Here is a 21,417-nt window from a genome sequence, read left to right as displayed (position 1 = left end):
CCCTGAGCCCACGCCTGGGCTGGTCGCTGGCCGCCCTGCTGCCCCTGGTGTTCCTGGGGGTGTTCTTCGCGTGGCCGGTGGTGGCGATCGTCGCGCTCGGCGTGGGCGAGGGCGGTGTGCTGCCGGTCCTGGCCCGCGCCGACACCTGGGACCTGGTCGCGTTCACCCTCGGCCAAGCCGCCGCGGCGACGGTGCTGGCGCTGGTCACCGGCATGCCGGTGGCGTTCCTGCTGGCCCGCTGCCGGGTCCGCGGCACGGGCCTGGTGCGGGCGGCGGTGATGGTGCCGTTCGTGCTGCCGACCGTGGTGGTGGGGTTGGCGTTCCGGGCGCTGTGGCCCGACGGCGGTGTGCTGCCGATCGTGCTGGCCAACGCGTTCTTCAACGTCGCCGTCGTCGCCCGCACGGTCGGCGGGCTGTGGGCGCGGGTCGACCGGCGGGCGGAGGACGCGGCGCGGGCACTGGGGGCGTCCCGCGTCCGCGCGTTCACCTCGGTCGTGCTGCCGTCGCTGGCGCCCGCGATCGGGTCGGCGGCGTCGGTGGTGTTCCTGTTCTGCGCCACGAGCTTCGGCGCGGTCCTGGTGCTCGGCGGCGCGCGGCACCGCACGGTGGAGACCGAGATCTACCTGCGCACGGTGGAGCTGTTCGACCTGTCGGGCGCGGCGGCGTTGTCGTTGGTGCAGTTCGTCGCCGTGATCGCGGTGCTGGCGGTCGGCGGTGCGGCGCGCCGCAGGCGCGAGCGGGCCCTGCCGCTGCGGATCGAGCCGGCCCGGCGGCCCACCGGCGGCGAGTGGGGCGTGGTCGTGGCGGCGTGGCTGGTGGTGGCGGCGCTGCTCACGCCGGTCGTGGCTCTGGTGACGCGGTCGCTGGCCACCGACGACGGCTGGAGCTTCGCCGGGTACGCGGCGTTGGCGGGCACGGGGGAGCGCGGCACGCTGGCGGTCTCCGGCCTGGACGCCGCGCTGAACTCCGTGCGCGCGGCCACCGACGCGACCCTGGTGGCGCTGCTCGTCGGCGTCACCTCGGCGGTCGTGCTGGTGGGGCTGCGGCGGCACGGGACGTGGTTCGCCGAGACCCTCGACACGGCGCTGATGCTGCCGCTGGGCGTGTCCGCCGTGACGGTCGGCTTCGGCTACCTGATCACGATGGACGCCCTGCCGGGTGACTTCCGGACGTCGCCGCTGCTGGTGCCGCTGGCGCAGGCGCTGGTCGTGACGCCGTTGATCGTGCGGGTCGTGCTGCCGGTGCTGCGCGCCGTGGACGAGCGGCTGCGGCAGGCGGCGGCGACGTTGGGCGCGAGCCCGTGGCGGGTGTGGCGCGAGGTGGACCTGCCGCTGGCGGCGCGGTCGTTGCTCGCGGCGGCCGGGTTCGGGTTCGTGGTGGCGCTGGGCGAGTTCGGCGCGACGAGCTTCCTGGCCCGGCCGGACGCGCCGACGCTGCCGGTGGTGATCGCGCGGCTGATGTCGCGGCCGGGGGAGTTGAACAGCCAGATGGCCTACGCGGCGTGCGCGCTGCTGATGGTGGTGACCACGGTGGCCGTGCTGGTGATCGAGCGGTTGCGCGTGCCGAGCGGCGGGGAGTTCTGATGTCGTTGCGCCTCACCGACCTGACCGTCCACTACGGACCGGTCGCCGCTGTGTCCGATGTGGACCTGTCGATCGCGGACGGCGAGGTGGTGGCGCTGCTCGGGCCGTCCGGGTGCGGCAAGTCGACGTTGCTGCGCACCGTGGCCGGGCTGGAGCGCCCCACCTCCGGCACCGTGTCGTGGGACGGCGCGGACCTCGCCGGGACACCCGTGCACCGGCGCGGCTTCGGCCTCGTGTTCCAGGACGGCCAGCTCTTCCCGCACCGGGACGTGGCCGGCAACGTCGCGTTCGGCCTGCGGATGCGCCGGGTGGACCGCCGGGCGCGGGACCGCCGCGTGGCCGAACTGCTGGAGCTGGTCGGCCTCTCCGGCTACGCCGACCGCCGCGTGACCGAGCTGTCGGGCGGCGAACAGCAACGGGTCGCCCTGGCCCGAGCCCTCGCACCCCGCCCCAGGCTGCTCCTGCTCGACGAACCGCTCTCCGCCCTGGACCGGGCGCTGCGGGAGCAGCTGGCTTTGGACCTGGCCCGCCTGCTGCGCGAGGCGGGCGCCACCGCGCTGGTCGTGACCCACGACCACGACGAGGCGTTCACCCTCGCCGACCGGGTGGCGGTGATGCGGTCGGGCCGCGTCGTGCAGGTCGGCGAACCGTCCGGGGTCTGGCGACACCCGGCCGACGTGCCCACCGCCCGCTTCCTGGGCTGCAACCGCATCCTCACCCCCGACGCCGCCGACCGCCTCGTGGGCGTCCGCGCCCAGGTCGGCCTCCGCGCCACCGCGCTGCGGGTCGACCCGGCCGGGTCGATCGGGGCGGAGGTGCTGACCCGCGTCCACCGCCGTGACCACGTGCGGCTGCTCGTGCGGCTGGACGGTGACGACTTCGAGGCCGTGGCCCCGGTCGCCGAGCCCCCCTCGCCCGGCGACCACGTCACCCTGGCCGTCGACCACGACGGCATCGCGGTCATCGGCTGACCGCGTCCGCTCACAGGTCGAGGGCGTACTCCACGTCCCCGTGCTCCGCGCCCTCGATGTACTCGGGCCACTCCTCGTGGAACGTCCGCACGTACCGCAGCCCGACCTTCTCCAGCACCCGCCGCGACCCCGCGTTCACCGCCATCGCGTACGCCACGACCCGCGTCACCCCGACCGCCCGCGCGTGCTCGACCAGCGCCGACGCGCCCTCCGTCGCATACCCGCGCCCCCAGTGGTCGGGGTGCAGCCGGTACCCCAGCTCGGCCGCACCCCCACCCGCCGGGCTCAGCTCGAACCAGCCGATGAACGCCCCCGACCCCTTCAGCCGCGCCGCCCACCACCCGCCGCCGGTCACCTTCGGCAGGACGACCCGCTCCACCTCGTCGCGCGACAGCGGCCTGCCGTCCTCGACGTACCGCATCACCCGCGGCTCGGCCAGCAACCGAGCCACGTCGTCCACATCGGACGGAACGATCTCCTGCAACACCAACCGGCGCGTCTCGACCACGGCCCGATTCTCGGCTAGCTGTCCTTGGTGGCCAAGCGCATTGCCGCCAGCGACATCCCGATCAGCACGTAGCACCCGGCCAACGCCGTGCTGCGCCACAGCTGCTCGGTCGGCAGCGGATCGCGCATCACGTCGACCAGCCCGTCCCACGCGGACGTGATGAGGTACGGGTGCAGCCAGTCCAACGCGCTGAACACGCCCAGCACGGCGAACACGATGACGCCGGCCATCGTCGCCGCCATCACCACCAGCGGGTGCTCGGTGCACGCCGAGATCGCCATCGCGATCGCCGCCACACCCCACACCTGCACGGTGACCAGCAGGATCGTCAGCGCGATCCGCCCCAGCGCCGACCCGAACGACAGCGTGGACCCCGACAGCGTCAGCATCCCCTCGCCGCCGAACAGCACCACGCCGGTGATCACGCCGACGACCGCGATCAGCGTCACCGCGACCAGCGTCATCGTGGCCACGCCGAACGCCTTGATGCCCAGCAGCCTGATCCGGCCCACCGGCGAGAGCATCAACCCGCGCAACGTCCCGTGCTGCGCCTCGCCCGCCAGCCCGTCCGCCGCCCAGATCGCCCCGACCAGCGGCAGCAGCAGCGGCAGGGCCAGGAACAGGGTGAACACCGGCAGCACCAGGCCGTTGCCCTCGATGATCGCGGCCAGCCCGGGTCCGGCGGCACCGTCGCCGTCGGCGGCGAACCACAGCCCGATCCCGGCCAGGACCGGCACCAGGCACAGCGACGCCAGCCCGATCACCGTCCGCGGCCGGCGCAGGATCCAGCGCAGCTCCGAGCGCAGTTGCCTGCCCAGCGGAGCGCGCGTGGCGACCAGCGCGCTCATCGCGCCCCCTCCTCGATCGTGTCCACCGCGGACAGGTTGTGCTCGGACTCCTCGGCCTCGGTGAGCCGCGCGAACAGGTCCTCCAGCCCGGTGCGGTGGCGGCGCGCCTCGTGCACCGCGACCCCCGCCCGCACCAGCGTCTCCACCACCACGGGCGCGGTCGTGCCGATGAGCTCGATGCGCACGCCCTGGGTCGTCTCGTCACCGGCCCCGCCGGCGGAGATCGGCCGCGCCGAGATCCGGCCCGCGCGCAGCGCGTTCAGCGCGTCGTCCACGTCCGGCGTCACGACCAGCAGCGAGCTGCTGTCCGCGTGCAGCAGCTCGGCCAGCTCGCCCTGCGCCACCACCGTCCCCCGGTGCAGCACGGCCACGTGCGTGCACGTCGCCTCGATCTCGCTGAGCAGGTGCGACGACACCACGACCGTGCTGCCCGCCCCGTGCAGGTCGGCGATCACCTTGCGCACCTCGCGCGTGCCCGCCGGGTCCAGCCCGTTGGTCGGCTCGTCCAGCACGATCAGCTTCCGCTTGACCAGCAGCGCCGAGGCCAGCCCCAGCCGCTGCTTCATGCCCAGCGAGTACCCCCGGTAGCGCCGGTGCGCGGCGGAGGCCAGGCCGACCCGCTCCAGCGCGTCCTCCACGGCCTGCTTGATGTCACCCGTGGCGAGCAGCGGCTCGAACGCCGCCGCCCGCCGCAGGTTCTCCCGCCCCGACAGGAACGGGTGGAACCCCGGACCCTCGACCAGCGCGCCCACGTGCGGCAACGCCTGCGCGACGCCGTCGGGCAGCGCCTTCCCCAGCAGCTCGACCTCCCCCTCGGTCGGCCGCACGAGCCCGAGCAGCATGCGGATCGTGGTGGTCTTGCCCGACCCGTTCGGACCGAGCATCCCGAGCACCGCCCCGCGCGGCACGTCGAGGTCCACCCGGTCCACCGCGACCGTGCGCCCGTACACCTTGCGCAGTCCCCGCGTCCGGGCCGCGAGGACCGGGGTGGAGCCGGTCGTCCCGGAAGGGGACACCGACTCCACCCGCGCGCTGGTCGAGGAGGTCACTTGACCTGGCCGATCGCGTCCACGAGCACCTGCTCCGGCACCGCGCCCGCGGCCACCCGGCCGTCGTCGGTGATCAGCACGCCACCGACCCGGGTGGTGATGAGCGTGCCCGAGCCCCACGAGCCGCTGACCTGCTTGCCCAGCTGCTTGATCAGGCCCTGCACGTCGACGTCCTCACCCTGGCCGCGGTCCTGCCACCGGCCCTCGCGCTGACCCGGCCGGCGCTGCTGCTGCGCCTCCGCGAGGCCCGCCAGGGCGTCCTGCGGCACGCGCGCGGCCAGCACGACGTCCCAGCCCTCGCCGATGACCTGCGGGTTCGCCTCGGTGAACGCCTTCTCGGCCGCCGCCTTGTCCTGCGCCGACGGCTCGTCGACCTCGGGCTCGGTCACCTTCGCCCCGGCGGGCGGGGTGAACGCGAACAGCGACGCGTCCTGCGGGCCGACGGTCAGCTCGGAGAACCCGACCTGCGCGGCGGGCGCGTCCGTGCCGTTGGTCAGCACGGCCACCCGCAGCGGCACCCGCAGCTCCGAGTCGACCGCGACGCGCACCTCGCGCAGCACCGTCTTCTCGGTCGGCTTCGGCGTCAGCACCAGCTCGTACACCGGCCGGTTCGCCACCCGCGCGGTGCCGTCGACGGTGACGTCGCTGTACTCCTGGATCGCCGCCACGACCTGCCGCGACAGCGTCACCGGGTCCGTCGGCGCGGCCTTCGGCTCACCGCTCAGGTCCGGGTGCGCCTGCTCGAACGAGCCGTGCGGCAGCTTGGTCACGGTCTGCTCGGCCGAGTCCCACAGCCACGCGGTCTGCCCGTCGTCGACGAACGTGCGCTCGGAGTCGCCGCCGGGCAGCTGCACCCGCACCTTGCCCTGGCCGTCGGTCCAGATCCGCAGGTTGCTGGCGCCGTCCGACAGCTGCGGCACGCCGGCGACGGCCGGGATGCCCAGGTCGTTGTCCACGTCCACGGTGCCGCCGAACGCGGCCGGCTTCGCGTTGAGCACGGACTCGACCAACGCCTCGGCGCTCACGTCCGGCAGCACCGGTGCGGGTCCGGCGCCGGCGGGCATCGCGAGCAGCCCCAGCCCGGTCGCGCCGGCGACCACGCCGACCGCCGCCGCCACGACAGTCACCCTTCTCCGGTTCATGTGTCCCTCCTCCACCGGGCAGCCCCTTGCGACCCGACAACCCGGACACTCCTCCGCACGCCCTGAGATCGGGCTGAGAGCGGTCCGGACGCTGAGAGCGCACTGAGACTCCCGCGCCGATTGTCCTCCTCACGGGGCATGCTGGGGACGTGAGACCACGGGTGCTGGTTGTGGACGACGAGATCGGCGTGCGACGCGCGTTGGAACGCGGCCTGTCCGCGGAGGGCATGGAGGTGGTGACGGCCGCCGATGGCCCCAACGCCCTGCGGGTGGCGTTGACCGGCGCGTTCGACGTGGTGCTGCTGGACATCATGCTGCCCGGCCTGTCCGGGTACCGGGTGTTGCAGCGGATGCGCGCCGAGGGCGTGCGCACCCCCGTGCTGATGGTGTCGGCCAAGGACGGCGAGGTGGACCAGGCCGACGGCCTCGACCTCGGCGCCGACGGCTACCTGGTGAAACCGTTCTCGTTCGTGGTGCTGGTCGCGCAGGTGCGGGCGTTGCTGCGGCGCAACTCCGCCGACCTGGCGCGGCGGCGCCTCAAGCTCGGCGAGCTGGTCGTGGACCGGGCCGTGCGCGAGGTGAGCTGGGCGGGCGAGCCGGTGTCGCTGTCGCCGCGCGAGTACGCCGTGCTCGACGTGCTGGCCAGCCGGGCGGGGTCCGTGGTCACCAAGGACGAGCTGCTGCGCACCGTGTGGGGCGACGAGCAGGCAGCCACCCGCAACGCGGTCGAGGTGTACGTCGGCTACCTGCGGCGCAAGCTCGACGCGATGGGCGCGGGCGAGGTGGTGCGGACCGTGCGCGGCCACGGCTACCTGGCGTCCACGCCCGACCTCGACGCGGCGCTGGGCGCGGCGGGAGCCTCGGCGGGGACCAGGCGCAGGTGAACCTGCGCCGGTGGTGGCCGCGCCGGTGGTGGCTGCGGCGGACGCTGCGGTTCCGGATCACCGTGGTGGCGACCGGCGTGGCGCTGCTGTGCCTGCTCGCGTTCACCCTCCTGGCCCCGCAGCTCATCGGGTACGTGCAGGTCAGCGCGGTGGACCGGGAGCTGGCGAAGGCAGAGCGGGTGCGCGTGCTCGACACCGCGGGCAACCCGCTGGACGGCGGGCCGCGACCCGACCTGACCGCGGCGGAGATCCGCGTGCTCAAGGCGGGCGACCCCGTGCTGCGGATCGACGGCCCCAGCGCGCACCGGTGGATCGGCCGGGTCGTGTTCACCGCCGACGGCACGCCGGAGCTGCACGTCGCCGGCGACACGCTGGTCGGCTACCGCGAGGCCAACCAGCTCGGCACGCGGTGGCTGGCGGTGGCCGCGGTGCTGGTCGCGGGCCTGGTGGGGATCGCGACGTGGCTGGCGGTGCGGTCGTCGTTGCGGCCCGTGGAGCGGATGCGGGTGGCCGCGGCGGAGCTGCCGCGCGGCCAGCGCCTGCCCGTGCCGGCTGCGCGCGACGAGCTGCAAGCGCTTGCGGAGGCGTTGAACGCGCTGCTCGCCCGGCGTGACGAGGCCACCGAACGGCTGCGCCGGTTCACCGGTGACGCGGCGCACGAGCTGCGGTCGCCCGTGACGTCCGTGCGGGCGCAGGCCGAGGTGGCGGTCGCGCACCCCGACCCGGACTTCTCCATCGAGGTGCTGGAGTCGGTGGTGGAGGAGTCCGAGCGGCTGTCCGCGCTGGTGGACGCGTTGCTGATCCTGGCTCGCGCGGACACCGGGGAGCTGCCCCGCGCCGAGCCCGTCGACCTGGTGCTCCAGGCGCAGGCCGCGGTGGACCGGCTGGGGGAGACGGAGCTGCTCGTGCAGCTGGCCGCGCCCATGTCGGCGTGCCTGATCTCCGCCGCGCGCACCGAGGTGGAGCTGGTGCTGGACAACCTGCTGCGCAACGCGGCCCGGTACGCGCGGACGTTCATCCGGATCTCGGTGCTGCCGGCGGCGCGGGAGGTGCGGTTGCTGGTGGACGACGACGGGCACGGCATCCCCGAGGAGCACCGGGAGAAGGTGTTCGACCGCTTCTACCGGGTCGAGTCCGACCGGGGGCGGGCGACCGGCGGGTTCGGGCTCGGGCTCGCGCTGGTGGCGCACCTCGTGCGGCGGCGTCGGGGGACGATCCGGGCGGGGGAGTCGCCCGAGGGCGGCGCGCGGCTGGAAGTGCGCTGGCCGCTCTACCGGTGAGTGGGCGTTCCGCTGACCCGGTGGGCTGACAGGATGGGCGACCGTGCCCGAGCTGAGGAACACCACCCTGGTCGACGCCCCCGTGCGGACCGTCGCCGCCGCGCTGCTGGACGCCCGGCTGCTGGCGCGGGCCGTGCGCGGGCTGGGTGTGCGGATCACGGGTGGCGCGCCGGTGCTGTTCGAGGGCGCTTCGCTGGCCGGGTCGGTGGGGCCGGTGAACGGGACCCTGGTCGTGACGCGGGCGGACACCACGGGCGTGTCGGCGGAGCTGGTCGGTGGGCCGTTGCCGAGGTTCACGCTGGTCACGGACCTGCTGCACACCGGTGGCGGCACGATGGTGGTCGACTCGGTGGAGTGGTCCAGCCCCGGCGGCCCGTTCGGTCGCCTGGCGGACGTCCTGGTGGGCCGTGGTCTGGCTCTCAAGGTGCTCCAGGCCCGTGCCGCTGCCGTGTCCGCTCGGAGCGTGGAGCTGTTGAGCGCGCGCGTAGTAGTAGGTGCCGCGATCTTCGACGACGGCCGGCTCCTGGCTCAGCAGCGCAGCTACCCGCCCGAGGCCGCGGGCAAGTGGGAACTGCCCGGCGGTCGCGTCGAACCGGACGAAACGGACCACGACGCCGTGATCCGCGAGTGCGCCGAGGAACTGTCCATCACCGTGACGCCGGGTGACCAGATCGGCCCGGACATCCCCCTCCGCTCCGACCTCCTCCTCCGCGCCTACACCGCCACCCTGACCTCCGGCACCCCGACTCCCGTCGAACACCGCGCCGTCCGCTGGCTGACCTCCACCACCCTGACCACCGTCGACTGGCTCCCTGCCGACCGCGTCCTCCTCCCCGCCCTCCTCCCCCACCTCCCCTAACCCGAGAGTCCTACGTTCAGAACGCGAGAGTCCTACGTTCAGAACGCGAGAGTCCTACGTTCAGAACGCCCGAGTTGAACGCTCATGCCGAACGGCGTTAGTTCCGAGCGTTCAACTCGGGGTACTTGAACGTAGGACTCTCGCGACGCGAACGTAGGACTCTCGGGTCAGGCCAGGCCGGACATGCGGAGGGCGGCGTCCAGGCGGTGGGTGCAGCGGGCGCGGGAGCGTTCGGCGCCGTGGGCGCGGGCGCGGTCCAGTTCGGCCGGGTCGTCCAGCAGGCCCTGGGTCACCTCGCGCACGGGACGCAGCTCCTCGATCACCGCGTCCGCCGTGACCTCCTTCAACTCGGAGTAGTCCGCCACCGAGCCGGCCAGCTCCTCCGGGTCCTTGCGCGTGCACGCCGCCAGGATCTCCAGCAGGTTCGCCACCCCCGGCTGCTCCGCCGGCGCGTAGCGCACCTCGCCCAGGTCGTCGGTCACCGCACGCCGGATCTTGCGCCGCACCAGGTCCGGCGGGTCGAGCACGAACACCGTGCCCGCCGCGTCCTTCGCCGTCTTCGCCATCTTCCGCGACGGGTCCGCCAGGTCGCGCACCCGCGCCGCGGTCGGCGGCACCACGGACCGCGGCATCACGAACACCTCGCCGTAGGTGCCGTTGAACCGCCGCGCCAGCACCCGCGCCAGCTCCACGTGCTGCCGCTGGTCGTCACCGACCGGCACCTCGTGCGCCCCCTGGAGCAGGATGTCGGCCGCCATCAGCACCGGGTACGTGAGCAGGCTCAACCGCACCGACGACCGGCCCGCGGACTTCTCCTTGAACTGGATCATCCGGGCCGCCTCGCCGTACGTGCAGGTGCACTCCAGCACCCACGTCAACGCGCCCAGCTCGCGGACCAGGTCGGACTGCACGGCCACCGAACGCGGGTCCACGCCGGCGGCGATGAGCACCGCCAACTGCTCCCGCGTCAACGACCGCAGCCGTGACGGGTTGTGCGACGTCGTCATCGCGTGCAGGTCGCTGATGAAGTAGACGTCCTCCTCGGTGCCCTCGGCGGCCCACCGCCGGATGGCGCCGAGGTAGTTGCCCAGCTGGACGGGGCCGGACGGGGTGATCGCGGACAGCCTGATCATGGTGATCCCTTCGGGGTGTGCCCGCTCGACCGGACCCCCGAAAGCACGAAGGCCGCCCCAGCGGGCGGCCTGCGTTCGTCTGACGCGCAGTTCTCAGGGCCGCCGGAAGGCGGACCACCAGAACGGGTAAAGAGTGCGCATAGCCGCGATTCTAGCGTGTGACCCCGGTGTGTCACGGGTCTACATTTCTTCTATGTACGTCGTGCTGCTGGAGTACACCGCACCCCTGGACGAGGTCGACTACGCGCTCCCGGACCACGTGGAGTGGCTGAAGAAGCAGTACGAGGCCGGGCACTTCCTGGCCTCGGGCCGCCAAGTGCCGCGGGTGGGCGGCGTGATCATCGCGCGGCCGATGGTGCGCGGGAAGCTGGACGCGCTGCTGGCCACCGACCCGTTCGCGATTCGCAAGCTGGCGAAGTACCAGGTGGTGGAGTTCCAGGCCACCCGGACCGCGCCCGAGCTCGCCAGGGTGAACGAAGCGGTGATGGGTTAGCCGCCGGAACGGCACCCGTCCACCCGGCACCCGCCGGGCGGTGGTTACCCCGCGTCACGAGTAACGCGCCGGCGTTGCACCGCGCGTCACGCCGCCGTCTTCTTCTTGCCTTTCTTCTTCTCCTTCTTGCGCTCCTGCTTCGCCGCTTTCGCCGCCTTCTTCGCCGCTTTCTCGCGGATCTTGAGCATCACGACCACTGGACAGCTCTTGCACCTCGGTGTCGAACGGCAGCACTTCTTCTTCACCTTGACCTTGCCCACGCGGCGTGCTCCACTCATCCGGGTGTCCTCAGAGTAGGTGAGGCTGACCTCACCTGCCGTCCGTGTGTGGTAAAGGCACTCCGCCCGGTAAGCTGTACTCAGGCTGCGCGCGATCCACGTCCGGCGCCTGGCTTCCCTCGCACAGACAGCTCTAGGAGTTCCGCGTGCCCACGGCCACCGCGTCGATCAAGGAAACGCTGGTCCGCAACGACCTGCGCAACGTCGCGATCGTCGCGCACGTTGACCACGGCAAGACCACCCTCGTCGACGCCATGCTGCGCCAGTCCGGCGCCTTCTCCGAACGGGCCGAGCTCGTCGACCGGGTCATGGACTCGGGCGAGCTCGAGCGCGAGAAGGGCATCACGATCCTCGCGAAGAACACCGCCGTGCGTCGCCAGACGCCCGACGGCCCGGTGACCATCAACGTGGTCGACACCCCCGGGCACGCCGACTTCGGCGGTGAGGTCGAGCGCGGCCTGTCCATGGTCGACGGCGTCGTGCTGCTGGTGGACGCCTCCGAGGGCCCGCTGCCGCAGACCCGGTTCGTGCTGCGCAAGACCCTGGCCGCCGGCCTGCCGGTGATCCTGGTGGTGAACAAGGTCGACCGCCCCGACGCCCGGATCTCCGAGGTCGTCGAGGAGGCGCACGACCTGCTGCTCGACCTGGCCACCGAGGTCGGCGCCGACGACTCGGTGCTGGACCTGCCGGTCGTCTACGCGTCGGCGCGCGCCGGCCGGGCGTCGCTGAACCAGCCCGAGGACGGCGGCCTGCCCGACGAGGAGAACCTCGACGTCCTGTTCGAGGTCCTGTTCAAGCACATCCCCGCCCCGACGGGTGACGCGGACGCGCCGCTGCGCGCGCTGGTGACGAACCTCGACGCGTCGTCGTTCCTGGGCCGCATCGCGCTGTGCCGCATCGAGGCCGGCCGCATCCGCAAGGGTGAGACCGTGGCGTGGTGCCGCGAGGACGGCTCCGTGCACAAGGTCCGCATCACCGAGCTGCTGATCACCGAGGCGCTCGACCGCGTGCCCGCCGAGCAGGCGCGCGCGGGTGACCTGGTCGCCATCGCCGGCATCCCGGAGATCACCATCGGCGACACGCTCGCCGACGTGGACAACCCGGAGCCGCTGCCGCGGATCACCGTGGACGAGCCCGCGATCTCGATGACGATCGGTGTGAACACCTCGCCGCTGGCCGGTCGCGGCGGCGGCACCAAGCTGACCGCCCGCGTGCTGAAGGCCCGGTTGGACTCGGAGCTGGTCGGCAACGTGTCGGTGCGCGTGCTGCCCACCGAGCGCCCGGACACCTGGGAGGTGCAGGGCCGCGGTGAGCTGGCGCTGGCCATCCTGGTCGAGCAGATGAAGCGCGAGGGCTTCGAGCTGACCGTGGGCAAGCCGCAGGTGGTCACCAAGACCGTCGACGGCAAGCTGCACGAGCCGTTCGAGCGGCTGACGATCGACGCGCCGGAGGAGCACCTGGGCGCGATCACCCAGCTGCTGGCCAACCGCAAGGGCCGGATGGAGAACATGTCCGGTCACGGCTCCGGCCGGATCAAGCTGGAGTACGTCGTGCCGTCGCGCGGCCTCATCGGCTTCCGCACCGAGTTCCTGACCGAGACGCGCGGCACCGGCATCGCCAACGCGGTGTCCGAGGGCTACGGCCCGTGGGCCGGCGAGATCCGGACCAGGCACAACGGCTCGCTGGTCGCCGACCGGTCCGGCCAGGTCACCGCGTACGCGATGATCCAGCTCGCCGACCGCGGCACGTTCTTCGTGGAGCCCGGCGCCGAGGCGTACGAGGGCATGGTCGTCGGCGAGAACCCGCGCGCCGAGGACCTGGACGTCAACGTGTGCCGCGAGAAGAAGCTGACGAACATGCGCACGTCGACCGCCGACGTGATGGAGACCCTGGCCCGGCCGCGGAAGCTGTCGCTGGAGGAGGCGCTGGAGTTCTGCGCCCCCGACGAGTGCGTCGAGGTCGCGCCGGAGGTCGTCCGGGTCCGCAAGGTCATCCTGGACGCCAACCAGCGCGGTCGCGAGCGCAGCCGCAACAAGCTGCGGGGCTGAGTTCTTCCGCTCCGGGCTACTCCTTATATATAGGGTCTGCTGACGGGCACCTCGGGCTTCGGCCCGGGGTGCCCGTCGCTCATCCAGGCCCGTCCACCGGTTGCGGTGGTGAAGCGGGTGGTGCGGGTCACTCCGCAGGCGGGTGCGAGTCGTGGGGGTCGGCGTCAACTGTCAGCGACGTCTGGCACGCTCGTACCCATGGGGACGCGGAAGGTTCTTGCGGTGGTGGCTGCGCTCGCGCTGGCGGGTTGCACGGCGACACCCCCACCGCCCCTGGTGCCGTCGACGCCGGGGATGACGGTCGTCCCGAAGGAGAAGCAGAACGAGGTCGTCGTCGGCGTGGACGACGTCAAGGGCGGTTACAACCCGCACACGCTGGCCAGCCAGAGCACGGTCACGACCGCGCTGGCCTCGTTGCTGCTGCCCTCGACGTTCCGGACCGACGCGGACGGCAGCCCGCGGGCCGACCTGGACCTGCTGGTCGGCGCCGAGGTGACGGCCGCGGAGCCGTACACGGTGACGTACACGTTGCGGCGGGATGCCAGCTGGTCGGACTCGGCGCCGATCGCGGCCGAGGACTTCGTCTACCTCTGGCAGCGGATGCGGGAGGAGCCCGGCGTGGTCGACCCCGCCGGGTACCGGCTGATCGACGACATCACCAGCCGCGAGGGCGGCAAGGTGGTCGAGGTCGTGTTCAGCAAGCCCTACCCCGGCTGGCGGAGCCTGTTCCGCAACCTCCTGCCCGCCCACCTGCTCAAGGACGCGCCCGGCGGGTGGGGCGCGGCGCTGGCGGACAGCTTCCCGGCCACGGCGGGGCCGTTCGCGGTCCGCTCGCTCGACCAGCCGCGCGGCGAGATCGTCCTGGAGCGCAGCGACCGCTTCTGGGAGGCGCCGCCCGCGCTGGACCGCCTGGTCCTGCGCCGGGCGAACCAGCACGACACGATCGAGGCGTTGAACTCCGGTGACGCCCAGGTCGCGCTCATCCGCGCCGACGCGATCGCGACCAAGGACATCGCCGAGCTGGCCAAGACGACCTCGCTCGCGAGCGTCGTCGTGCCGCGCCCGGAGGTGGTCCAGCTCCTGCTCCGCCCGGCGTCGCCGCGCATGCAGGACGTCCGGGTCCGCACGGCCGTGATGAACCTGCTCGACCGCGACGACCTGATCGACGCGGGCTCGCGCAGCGGACCGAGCGAGGCCCTCCGCGCGGACGCCCAGGTGATCCCGCCGAGCAAGCCCGGCTACGTCGCCACCATGCCTGCCAAGGCCGGTGACCCGGCGCAACTGCTCACCGAAGCGGGTTACACCCGACCGGATGGTGGGCAGTGGGGGCGTGACAACAAGCCGGTGGAGTTGACCATCGCCGCACCGGCCGGGATCGAGCCGTACGTGACCGTCGCGAACCGCGTTCAGCGTCAACTGTCATTGTCCGGAATCGCCGCGCGCATCCTGACAACGCAGCCCAATCAGTTGTTCGGCGAAGATCTGTCGGATACCGCCGCTTCCAATGAGCCGGTCGACATTGCCGTCGTGCCCCAGGTGGACACCGGCGATTCCGCGGCCGTTCTGGCATCCACATTCGGCTGCCGTCCCGCCCCCCAGGACGGCGGTACACCCATTCCGGCGAATCTGTCCGGTTTCTGCGACCAGGCGGTCCAGCCGGTGATCGACCAGGCCCTCAGCGGGCAGGTGCTGCTCGCCGACGCCCTCAAGACCATCGAGCCCCTGCTGTGGCAGCAGGCCGTCTCGATGCCGTTGTTCCAGGTAGCGGACCTGCTGGTGGTCCTGCCGGCGGCCCAGAACGTCGCCGCGGGCGCGCCGTTCGCCGGTCCGCTGAGCACCGCGCGGGCCTGGCGGCGGGAAGATCGTTGACCGTTGACCCGACCGAAACACTGGCTTCAAGATGCGTGCGCGGTGCAGTATTGACAGTATTCCCGTCGTCCGGTTAACGAACGCTCCCGCCCGGTAACGACGGAGTCGCATGCTGCGACCAACGTGTCACCCTTTGGTCACGATCGGCCGATGGGCAGTGACCGTGCCGCGCACGGCTTCTTATCGTGCTGCAACGGTGTGTCGGTTCGGGGCGCGTTTGGCACATCACGGTTATGGGTGGAAGTCGGCCCAAACGGTCGCTCCAACCCAGTGCTAGGAGGGCACGTGTCGATGAGGAGATCAAAGGCTGTCTCGGCGCTTGCGCTGTTGACCGGAGCCGCGCTCGTGCTGAGCGCGTGTGGTGGCGGCGGCGCGGGCGGCGGCGACCAAGGTGGGCCGCAGGACGCCGATCCCGGTGCGATCGGTGGTCAGGACGAGGTGTTGAAGCGTCCGAAGGTGGAGGACATCGGCGAGATCGCGATCGCCGTGGAAGAAGGCTTCAGCAACTACAACAACAACATCGGCGCCACGAACAACTTCGCGAGCACCATCGCGCTGTCGAACGTGCAGCCCTCGCCCTACATCACCGACCTGGTCGACGGCAAGGTCATCATCAAGGTCGACGGCGACCTGATGGAGTCCATCAAGGTCACGTCCACCGACCCGCAGACCATCGAGTGGAAGGTCCAGAAGGCCGCCGTCTGGTCCGACGGCGAGGCCATCGACTGCGACGACTTCCACCTGAAGTGGCTGGCCGCGACGAGCAAGGCCACGGTCAAGGGCGACGACGGCACGGAAGCCTCGATCTTCGACTCGTCCGACACGGGCTATAAGGACATCGAGAAGCTCGAGTGCTCCGAGGACGGCAAGACCGTCACCACGACGTTCTTCAAGGACAAGGCGTTCGCGGACTACCGCGCCCTGTTCTCGCAGCCGGGTAGCGACAGCCTGCTGCCGGCGCACGTCCTGGAGCAGAAGACCGGCGTCGCGGACATCACCAAGGTGCTGCCGTCGCAGAACGACGAGACGGTCAAGAAGGTCGCCGAGTTCTACACCACCGGCTGGCGGGGCTTCGACCCGGCGGTCGCGCTGTCCGGCGGCCCGTACAAGATCGTCTCGGCGGACCTGAAGGACCAGACGGTCCTCGAGCGCAACGAGAAGTGGTGGGGCAACCCCGGTGGCCCGTCCAAGGTCATCCTGAAGACGAACACCGACGCCCAGTCCGCGGCTCAGCAGCTGCAGAACAAGGAAGTCCAGGTCATCGCGCCGCAGGCGGACGCGGCCGTCGCGCAGCAGCTGCGCGGTGACAGCGCGTTCAACGTGTTCGCCGCCGGTGGTCAGACCTACGAGCACGTCGACTTCAACATGGCGCTGCCGCTGTTCAAGCAGAACAAGGAGCTCCGCACCGCGATCGCCCAGTGCTTCGACCGGGACGCCCTGGTCGAGAAGCTGGTCGCGGACGTGGACCCGAACGCCAAGCCGCTCGGCAGCCTGACGTTCATGCCGAACGAGGTCGGCTACGAGGACCACTACGGCGACACCGGCAAGGGTGACGTCGCGGCGGCCAAGAAGACCCTCGAGGACGCCGGCTGGAAGCAGGGCGCCGACGGCATCTACACCAAGGGCGAGTTCCGGGCGTCCTTCAAGCTGGGCCACAAGATCGTCCAGCGCCGTGCGGACACCGTGCGCATCCTGCAGGACAAGTGCAAGCAGGCCGGCATCGAGATCGTCGACGACCAGGCGGCCGACTTCAACGACAAGCGCCTCCCGGCGAGCGAGTTCGAGGCCGCGCTGTTCGCGTGGGTCGGCCAGCCGCTGAAGGCCGGTGCGTACGGCAACTACGCGCAGAAGGACAAGGGCGGTTCGGCCAACTACAACAACTACGACTCCGCCGCGCTGACGGAGAAGTGGGCGGCCGCGAACGGCGAGCTCGACTACAAGAAGCGCATCACGATGATGAACGACGCCGACAAGATCATGCGGGACGACCTGCACAGCGTGCCGCTGTTCCAGTTGACCGACTTCGCGGCGTCGAGCGCGGACATCGGCCCGATCTCGTACATCGGTGTCGGTGGCGGTGTGACCTGGAACCTCTACGCCTGGCAGAAGAAGTAGTAAAAGCCGGGCTCGGTGAGTCCAGGTAGGTAAAGCATTACCCAACCGCCGGGGGGCCGGTGCCACAAGCACCGGCCCCCCGGACGGTGTCCGCGTCCGGTAGGCTCCCACGCTTGCACGCGGGGGTGCCTAGGGAGACTAGAGACTCGTCATGTTCCGTTACATAATCCGGCGGTTGTTGATCTCGATTCCGCTGTTGATCGTCGCTTCATTCCTCTGCTTCGGTCTCGTCAACGCCATGGGTGACCCCCTGGGCGAGTGGAAGCTCCAGAAGCCCCGGACACCGGCGGAGATCGCCGCCGCGTACGAGCGGACGGGCTACAACAAGCCGTTCATGGAGCGCTACGTCGACTGGGCCGGCGACTTCGTGACCGGCGACTGGGGCGAGTCCGTCGTCCCCGGCAACGCGGGCAAGCCGGTCAAGGACGAGCTGCTCAAGGCGTTCGGCGTGACGCTGCGGCTGATCCTCGGCGCAGAGCTCATCGCGCTGCTGCTCGGCATCGTCGTCGGCGTCATCGGCGCGGTGAGACAGTACTCGATATTCGACTACACGGCGACGGGAATATCGTTCGCGATGTTCTCGATGCCGTTGTTCTGCGTGGCCCTGGTGCTCAAGGCCGGTGGTATCGAGCTGAACAACTGGCTGGAGTCCATCGGCGCCGACCGCTGGATCATCACGGCGGGTCCGCCGGGTGACGGCTTCGGCGGCAGCTTCGGCCAGCAGGTATTCCAGTACAGCGGCGCGTACATCCTGCCCACCATTTCGCTGGTGGTCATCCAGTTCGCGCTCTACAGCCGCTTCCAGCGGGCCTCCATGCTGGAGACGCTGAACGCCGACTACGTGCGCACGGCGCAGGCCAAGGGCATTTCGGAGGCGCGGTCGATCTTCCGGCACGCGTTCCGCAACGCGCTGATCCCGATCATCACGGTCTCCTCGCTCAACATCGGCGCGGGCTTCGGTGGCGCGGTGATCACCGAAACGGTCTTCAGCTGGTCCGGAATGGGCAAGTTCATCGTCGAGGCCATCACGAAGATCGAGCCCTACCAGGTGCTCGGCTTCATGATGCTCACGGCTGTGTTCATCATCGTGTTCAACCTGATCGCGGACGTCCTGTACGCCTTCCTGGACCCGAGGATTCGCCTTGACTGAGATCGGTTCCCCCGTGGCGCAGGCGCCCGCGCCCCAGCAGGGCGGCGAGGCGAGCACGTTCGACACGACCACGGCGCGCAAGCAGTGGCAGGTCATCCTGCGCCGGTTCACCCGGCACAAGGCCGCACTGGTCGGCCTGGTCCTGTTCGTGGTGCTGGTGCTGTTCGCCTTCCTCGGCGGCCTGTTCTGGAAGTACCCGTACACGGACCTGGGCTTCAAGCGGTACCTGCCGCCGAGCGCCGACCACCCGTTCGGCACGGACCGGCTGGGTGGCGACATGGTCGCCCTGATCATCCGCGGCACGCAGTTCTCGCTCCAGATCGCGATCGTGGTGGCGGTGCTGTCCACCGTCATCGGCGTGGTGCTGGGCGCGGTGGCCGGTTACATGAAGGGCTGGGTCGACACCCTGATCAGCCGCTTCATCGACCTGCTGCTGGTGATCCCCAGCCTGATCATCGCGGCCGTGCTGGTGCGCAACAGCTTCGTGGTGTCGGTGGCGGGCGGCAGCGGCGGCAGCAACTGGCTGATCGTGGCGCTCTACCTGGGCCTGATCGGCTGGCTGTCGATCGCCCGGGTCATCCGCGGCATGGTGCTGTCGCTGCGCGAGAAGGAGTTCGTGGAGGCGGCCCGCGCGCTGGGCGCGTCCACGTTCCGCATCGTGTTCCGGCACATCCTGCCCAACACCATCGACGTGATCATCGTGAACGCCACGCTGGCGATCGCGCAGGCCGTGCTGCTGGAGGCCGCGCTGTCGTTCATCGGCCTCGGCGTGCAGAGCCCGGACACGTCGCTGGGCCTGATGATCAGCCTGAACAAGAACGAGTTGACGCTGCACCCGTGGCTGTTCCTCACCCCGTTCGTGTTCATCGTGCTGATCTCGCTCGCGGTGAACTTCATCGGCGACGGTCTCCGGGACGCCTTCGACCCGCGGCAGAAGAGGGTGAAGGCATGAGTGAGGTGGACGTCATGAGCACGCCAGGGTCCTCGGCGTGGGAGAACACGGCCGGCGGCGGCGAGAAGCTGCTCCGGGTCGAGAACCTCTCGGTCGACTTCCCGACCGAGGACGGCACCGTGCACGCCGTGCGCGACGTGTCGTTCACCCTCGGCCCCGGCGAGGTGCTGGGCATCGTGGGCGAGTCGGGTTCCGGCAAGTCGGTGTCGTCGATGGCGATCATGGGCCTGCTGCCCAAGACCGCGAAGGTCGGCGGGTCGATCAAGTTCAAGGACCGCGAGCTCGTGGGCCTGAACTACAAGCAGATGCAGCCGGTCCGCGGCAACGGCGTCTCGATGATCTTCCAGGACCCGATGACGTCGCTGAACCCGGTGTACACGGTGGGCTGGCAGCTCGCCGAGGCGCACCAGGCGCACCACGACGTGTCGAAGAAGGCCGCGTGGGCCAAGGCCGTCGAGGCGCTGGAGCTCGTGGGCATCCCGCAGCCGGACCGCCGCGCCTCGCAGTACCCGCACGAGTTCTCCGGCGGCATGCGGCAGCGCGCGATGATCGCGATGGCGATCATCAACGACCCGGACGTGATCATCGCGGACGAGCCGACCACGGCGCTGGACGTGACCGTGCAGGCGCAGATCCTGGACACGCTGCTGCGCATCCGGGACGAGACGAGCGCGGGCATCATGGTCATCACGCACGACCTGGGCGTGGTGGCGGGCATGGTGGACCGCGTGCAGGTCATGTACGGCGGCACGGTGGTCGAGCAGGGCACCGTGGACGAGGTGTTCGAGGCGCAGCGCATGCCGTACACGGTGGGCCTGCTCGGCTCGATCCCGAACCCGAACATGCTGGGCAAGCGGCTCACGCCGATCAAGGGCGCCCCGCCGTCGCTGATGAACCTGCCGCAGGGCTGCTCGTTCTCGCCCCGCTGCCCGTTGGCGATCGACGAGTGCCGCGCGACCGAGCCGCTGCTGCTGGAGACCGACCGGCCGGGCCACTTCGCGCGGTGCCACCGCTCCGCGCACCTGGCCACCATCGAGAGCCCGCAGCGGCTGTTCGCCCACGACGAGATCGGCGTGGTCGAGAACCCCGCGTCGCTGACCATGGCGAACCCGGACATCCCGGTGAGCGAGGACCTCGACGTGGTCGAAGCTCGGTTGCACGAAGAGGAGAAGCCGACCTCATGACGTCGACTGACAGCAACCCCCAGGCCGGTGGCCTCGCGTCGGGCGGACGCCCGGGCGAGACACCGCTGCTGGAGGTCAAGGACCTGGTCAAGTCGTTCCCGGTGCGCGGCGGTGGCATCATCCCGCGCACGGTGGGGCAGGTCCAGGCGGTGTCCGGGGTGAGCTTCGACCTCTACCCGGGCGAGACGCTGGGCCTGGTCGGCGAGTCCGGCTGCGGCAAGTCCACCACCGGACGGGCCATCCTCCAGCTGCACAAGCCCACCTCGGGCTCGGTGAAGTTCGAGGGCCGCGAGCTCACCACGCTGCGCGGCAAGGGCCTGCGCGGCGTGCGGCGGGACATGCAGATCGTGTTCCAGGACCCGTACGCGTCGCTGAACCCGCGCTGGCAGATCAACGAGCTGATCTCCGAGCCGTTCAAGATCCACGGCATGCCCGAGGGCAGCGGCAAGGACGTGCAGGGGCGGGTCAACGAGCTCATGGAGCTCGTGGGCCTCAACCCGGAGCACCGCAACCGGTACGCGCACGAGTTCTCCGGCGGCCAGCGCCAGCGCATCGGCATCGCCCGCGCGCTCGCGCTCAACCCGAAGCTCGTGGTGCTGGACGAGCCGGTGTCCGCCCTGGACGTGTCGGTGCAGGCGGGCGTGGTGAACCTGCTGGAGGAGCTCCAGGAGCGCCTGGGCCTGGCGTACCTGTTCGTGGCGCACGACCTGTCGGTGGTGCGCCACATCTCCGACCGGGTCGCGGTCATGTACCTGGGCAAGATCATCGAGATCGGCGACCGGGAGGACATCTACGCCCGGCCGATGCACCCGTACACGCAGGCGCTGCTGTCCGCGGTGCCGGTGCCGAACCCGAAGATCGAACGGCGACGCCAGCGGATCGTGCTCACCGGTGACGTCCCGTCGCCGGTGAACCCGCCGTCGGGCTGCCGCTTCCGCACCCGGTGCTGGAAGGCGCAGGACATCTGCGCGGTGGAGGAGCCCAAGCTGGAACGCCGCGGCGACGGCGCCGGCACGCTGTCCGCGTGCCACTTCGCCGAAGTGGCCCCCGCCTCCCTGGTGGGCTGAGCTC

The 21,417-nt window shown here is 71.0% G+C and carries 19 protein-coding genes; 13 read left to right on the top strand and 6 right to left on the bottom strand.

Features of this window, described 5'->3' with window-relative positions:
* Positions 1-35 precede the first annotated feature (35 nt).
* The gene (locus tag ACIQMJ_RS00970) at positions 36-1,583 is read left to right on the top strand and encodes an ABC transporter permease (protein WP_499760222.1); all 1,548 of its coding nucleotides are present in this window, start codon (positions 36-38) and stop codon (positions 1,581-1,583) included.
* Positions 1,583-2,554, top strand: coding sequence for an ABC transporter ATP-binding protein (locus ACIQMJ_RS00965; RefSeq protein ID WP_499758969.1), 972 nt, complete (start codon positions 1,583-1,585; stop codon positions 2,552-2,554). The genes ACIQMJ_RS00970 and ACIQMJ_RS00965 overlap by 1 nt, the downstream gene beginning before the upstream one ends.
* 10 nt (positions 2,555-2,564) lie before the next feature.
* Here the strand turns inward: ACIQMJ_RS00965 and ACIQMJ_RS00960 are convergent, their stop codons facing one another.
* Genes ACIQMJ_RS00960 through ACIQMJ_RS00945 form a run of 4 tightly spaced genes read right to left on the bottom strand, consistent with a single transcriptional unit; the run spans position 2,565 to position 6,101 of the window.
* Entirely contained in the window at positions 2,565-3,062 is a 498-nt protein-coding gene (locus ACIQMJ_RS00960) for a GNAT family N-acetyltransferase (RefSeq protein ID WP_499758968.1), read from the bottom strand.
* Positions 3,063-3,076: 14 nt separating this feature from the next.
* Positions 3,077-3,910, bottom strand: a complete 834-nt coding sequence (locus tag ACIQMJ_RS00955) for an ABC transporter permease (RefSeq protein ID WP_499758967.1) — start codon at positions 3,908-3,910, stop codon at positions 3,077-3,079.
* A complete protein-coding gene (locus ACIQMJ_RS00950) occupies positions 3,907-4,959 on the bottom strand; it encodes an ABC transporter ATP-binding protein (protein WP_499758966.1) in 1,053 nt (350 codons plus the stop codon). The genes ACIQMJ_RS00955 and ACIQMJ_RS00950 overlap by 4 nt, the downstream gene beginning before the upstream one ends.
* Positions 4,956-6,101: a DUF2092 domain-containing protein gene (locus tag ACIQMJ_RS00945; RefSeq protein WP_499758965.1), complete on the bottom strand. Its 1,146-nt coding sequence runs from the start codon at positions 6,099-6,101 to the stop codon at positions 4,956-4,958. Before ACIQMJ_RS00945 ends, ACIQMJ_RS00950 begins: the two co-directional genes overlap by 4 nt.
* Before the next feature lie 149 nt (positions 6,102-6,250).
* On the opposite strand from ACIQMJ_RS00945, the gene ACIQMJ_RS00940 reads away from it, so the two are divergent.
* From ACIQMJ_RS00940 to ACIQMJ_RS00930, 3 genes are read left to right on the top strand one after another with little or no spacing between them, the layout of a single operon-like run.
* The gene (locus tag ACIQMJ_RS00940; protein WP_499758964.1) at positions 6,251-6,985 is read left to right on the top strand and encodes a response regulator transcription factor; all 735 of its coding nucleotides are present in this window, start codon (positions 6,251-6,253) and stop codon (positions 6,983-6,985) included.
* Entirely contained in the window at positions 6,982-8,265 is a 1,284-nt protein-coding gene (locus ACIQMJ_RS00935; RefSeq protein ID WP_499758963.1) for a sensor histidine kinase, read from the top strand. The genes ACIQMJ_RS00940 and ACIQMJ_RS00935 overlap by 4 nt, the downstream gene beginning before the upstream one ends.
* A gap of 43 nt (positions 8,266-8,308) precedes the next feature.
* The gene (locus ACIQMJ_RS00930; RefSeq protein WP_499758962.1) at positions 8,309-9,124 is read left to right on the top strand and encodes a (deoxy)nucleoside triphosphate pyrophosphohydrolase; all 816 of its coding nucleotides are present in this window, start codon (positions 8,309-8,311) and stop codon (positions 9,122-9,124) included.
* Between the two features lie 167 nt (positions 9,125-9,291).
* Here the strand turns inward: ACIQMJ_RS00930 and trpS are convergent, their stop codons facing one another.
* Positions 9,292-10,257 carry a tryptophan--tRNA ligase gene (gene trpS, locus ACIQMJ_RS00925; RefSeq protein WP_499758961.1) on the bottom strand — a complete coding sequence of 322 codons (966 nt, stop codon included), beginning with the start codon at positions 10,255-10,257 and terminating at the stop codon, positions 9,292-9,294.
* Between the two features lie 193 nt (positions 10,258-10,450).
* Between trpS and ACIQMJ_RS00920 the strand changes: the two genes are divergently transcribed.
* Positions 10,451-10,750 carry a YciI family protein gene (locus tag ACIQMJ_RS00920; RefSeq protein ID WP_499758960.1) on the top strand — a complete coding sequence of 100 codons (300 nt, stop codon included), beginning with the start codon at positions 10,451-10,453 and terminating at the stop codon, positions 10,748-10,750.
* A gap of 86 nt (positions 10,751-10,836) precedes the next feature.
* On the opposite strand, the gene ACIQMJ_RS00915 is transcribed toward ACIQMJ_RS00920, so the two are convergent.
* Positions 10,837-11,010, bottom strand: coding sequence for a hypothetical protein (locus tag ACIQMJ_RS00915; protein ID WP_499758959.1), 174 nt, complete (start codon positions 11,008-11,010; stop codon positions 10,837-10,839).
* Between the two features lie 164 nt (positions 11,011-11,174).
* Here ACIQMJ_RS00915 and typA point away from each other — a divergent pair, with 164 nt between their 5' ends.
* The 7 genes from typA to ACIQMJ_RS00880 all read left to right on the top strand — a co-directional run bounded on the left by typA (position 11,175) and on the right by ACIQMJ_RS00880 (position 21,413).
* Positions 11,175-13,076, top strand: a complete 1,902-nt coding sequence (gene typA, locus ACIQMJ_RS00910; RefSeq protein WP_499758958.1) for a translational GTPase TypA — start codon at positions 11,175-11,177, stop codon at positions 13,074-13,076.
* Positions 13,077-13,298: 222 nt separating this feature from the next.
* Positions 13,299-14,945 carry an ABC transporter family substrate-binding protein gene (locus ACIQMJ_RS00905; protein ID WP_499758957.1) on the top strand — a complete coding sequence of 549 codons (1,647 nt, stop codon included), beginning with the start codon at positions 13,299-13,301 and terminating at the stop codon, positions 14,943-14,945.
* A 291-nt stretch (positions 14,946-15,236) separates the two neighbouring features.
* Positions 15,237-17,060, top strand: coding sequence for an ABC transporter family substrate-binding protein (locus ACIQMJ_RS00900; RefSeq protein WP_499758956.1), 1,824 nt, complete (start codon positions 15,237-15,239; stop codon positions 17,058-17,060).
* 151 nt (positions 17,061-17,211) lie between these two features.
* Positions 17,212-18,210: an ABC transporter permease gene (locus tag ACIQMJ_RS00895; RefSeq protein WP_499758955.1), complete on the top strand. Its 999-nt coding sequence runs from the start codon at positions 17,212-17,214 to the stop codon at positions 18,208-18,210.
* Positions 18,203-19,162 carry an ABC transporter permease gene (locus ACIQMJ_RS00890; RefSeq protein WP_499758954.1) on the top strand — a complete coding sequence of 320 codons (960 nt, stop codon included), beginning with the start codon at positions 18,203-18,205 and terminating at the stop codon, positions 19,160-19,162. The genes ACIQMJ_RS00895 and ACIQMJ_RS00890 overlap by 8 nt, the downstream gene beginning before the upstream one ends.
* Before the next feature lie 14 nt (positions 19,163-19,176).
* Positions 19,177-20,346: an ABC transporter ATP-binding protein gene (locus tag ACIQMJ_RS00885; protein ID WP_499758953.1), complete on the top strand. Its 1,170-nt coding sequence runs from the start codon at positions 19,177-19,179 to the stop codon at positions 20,344-20,346.
* Positions 20,343-21,413 (top strand): ABC transporter ATP-binding protein, encoded by a 1,071-nt coding sequence (locus ACIQMJ_RS00880; protein WP_499758952.1) that lies wholly within the window; start codon positions 20,343-20,345, stop codon positions 21,411-21,413. The genes ACIQMJ_RS00885 and ACIQMJ_RS00880 overlap by 4 nt, the downstream gene beginning before the upstream one ends.
* The last annotated feature ends 4 nt before the right edge of the window (positions 21,414-21,417 follow it).

Source organism: Actinosynnema sp. NPDC091369 (assembly GCF_044757065.1).
In the GTDB taxonomy this organism is placed as follows: Bacteria; Actinomycetota; Actinomycetes; order Mycobacteriales; family Pseudonocardiaceae; genus Actinosynnema.
This window is presented reverse-complemented; position numbering and strand designations above follow the sequence as displayed.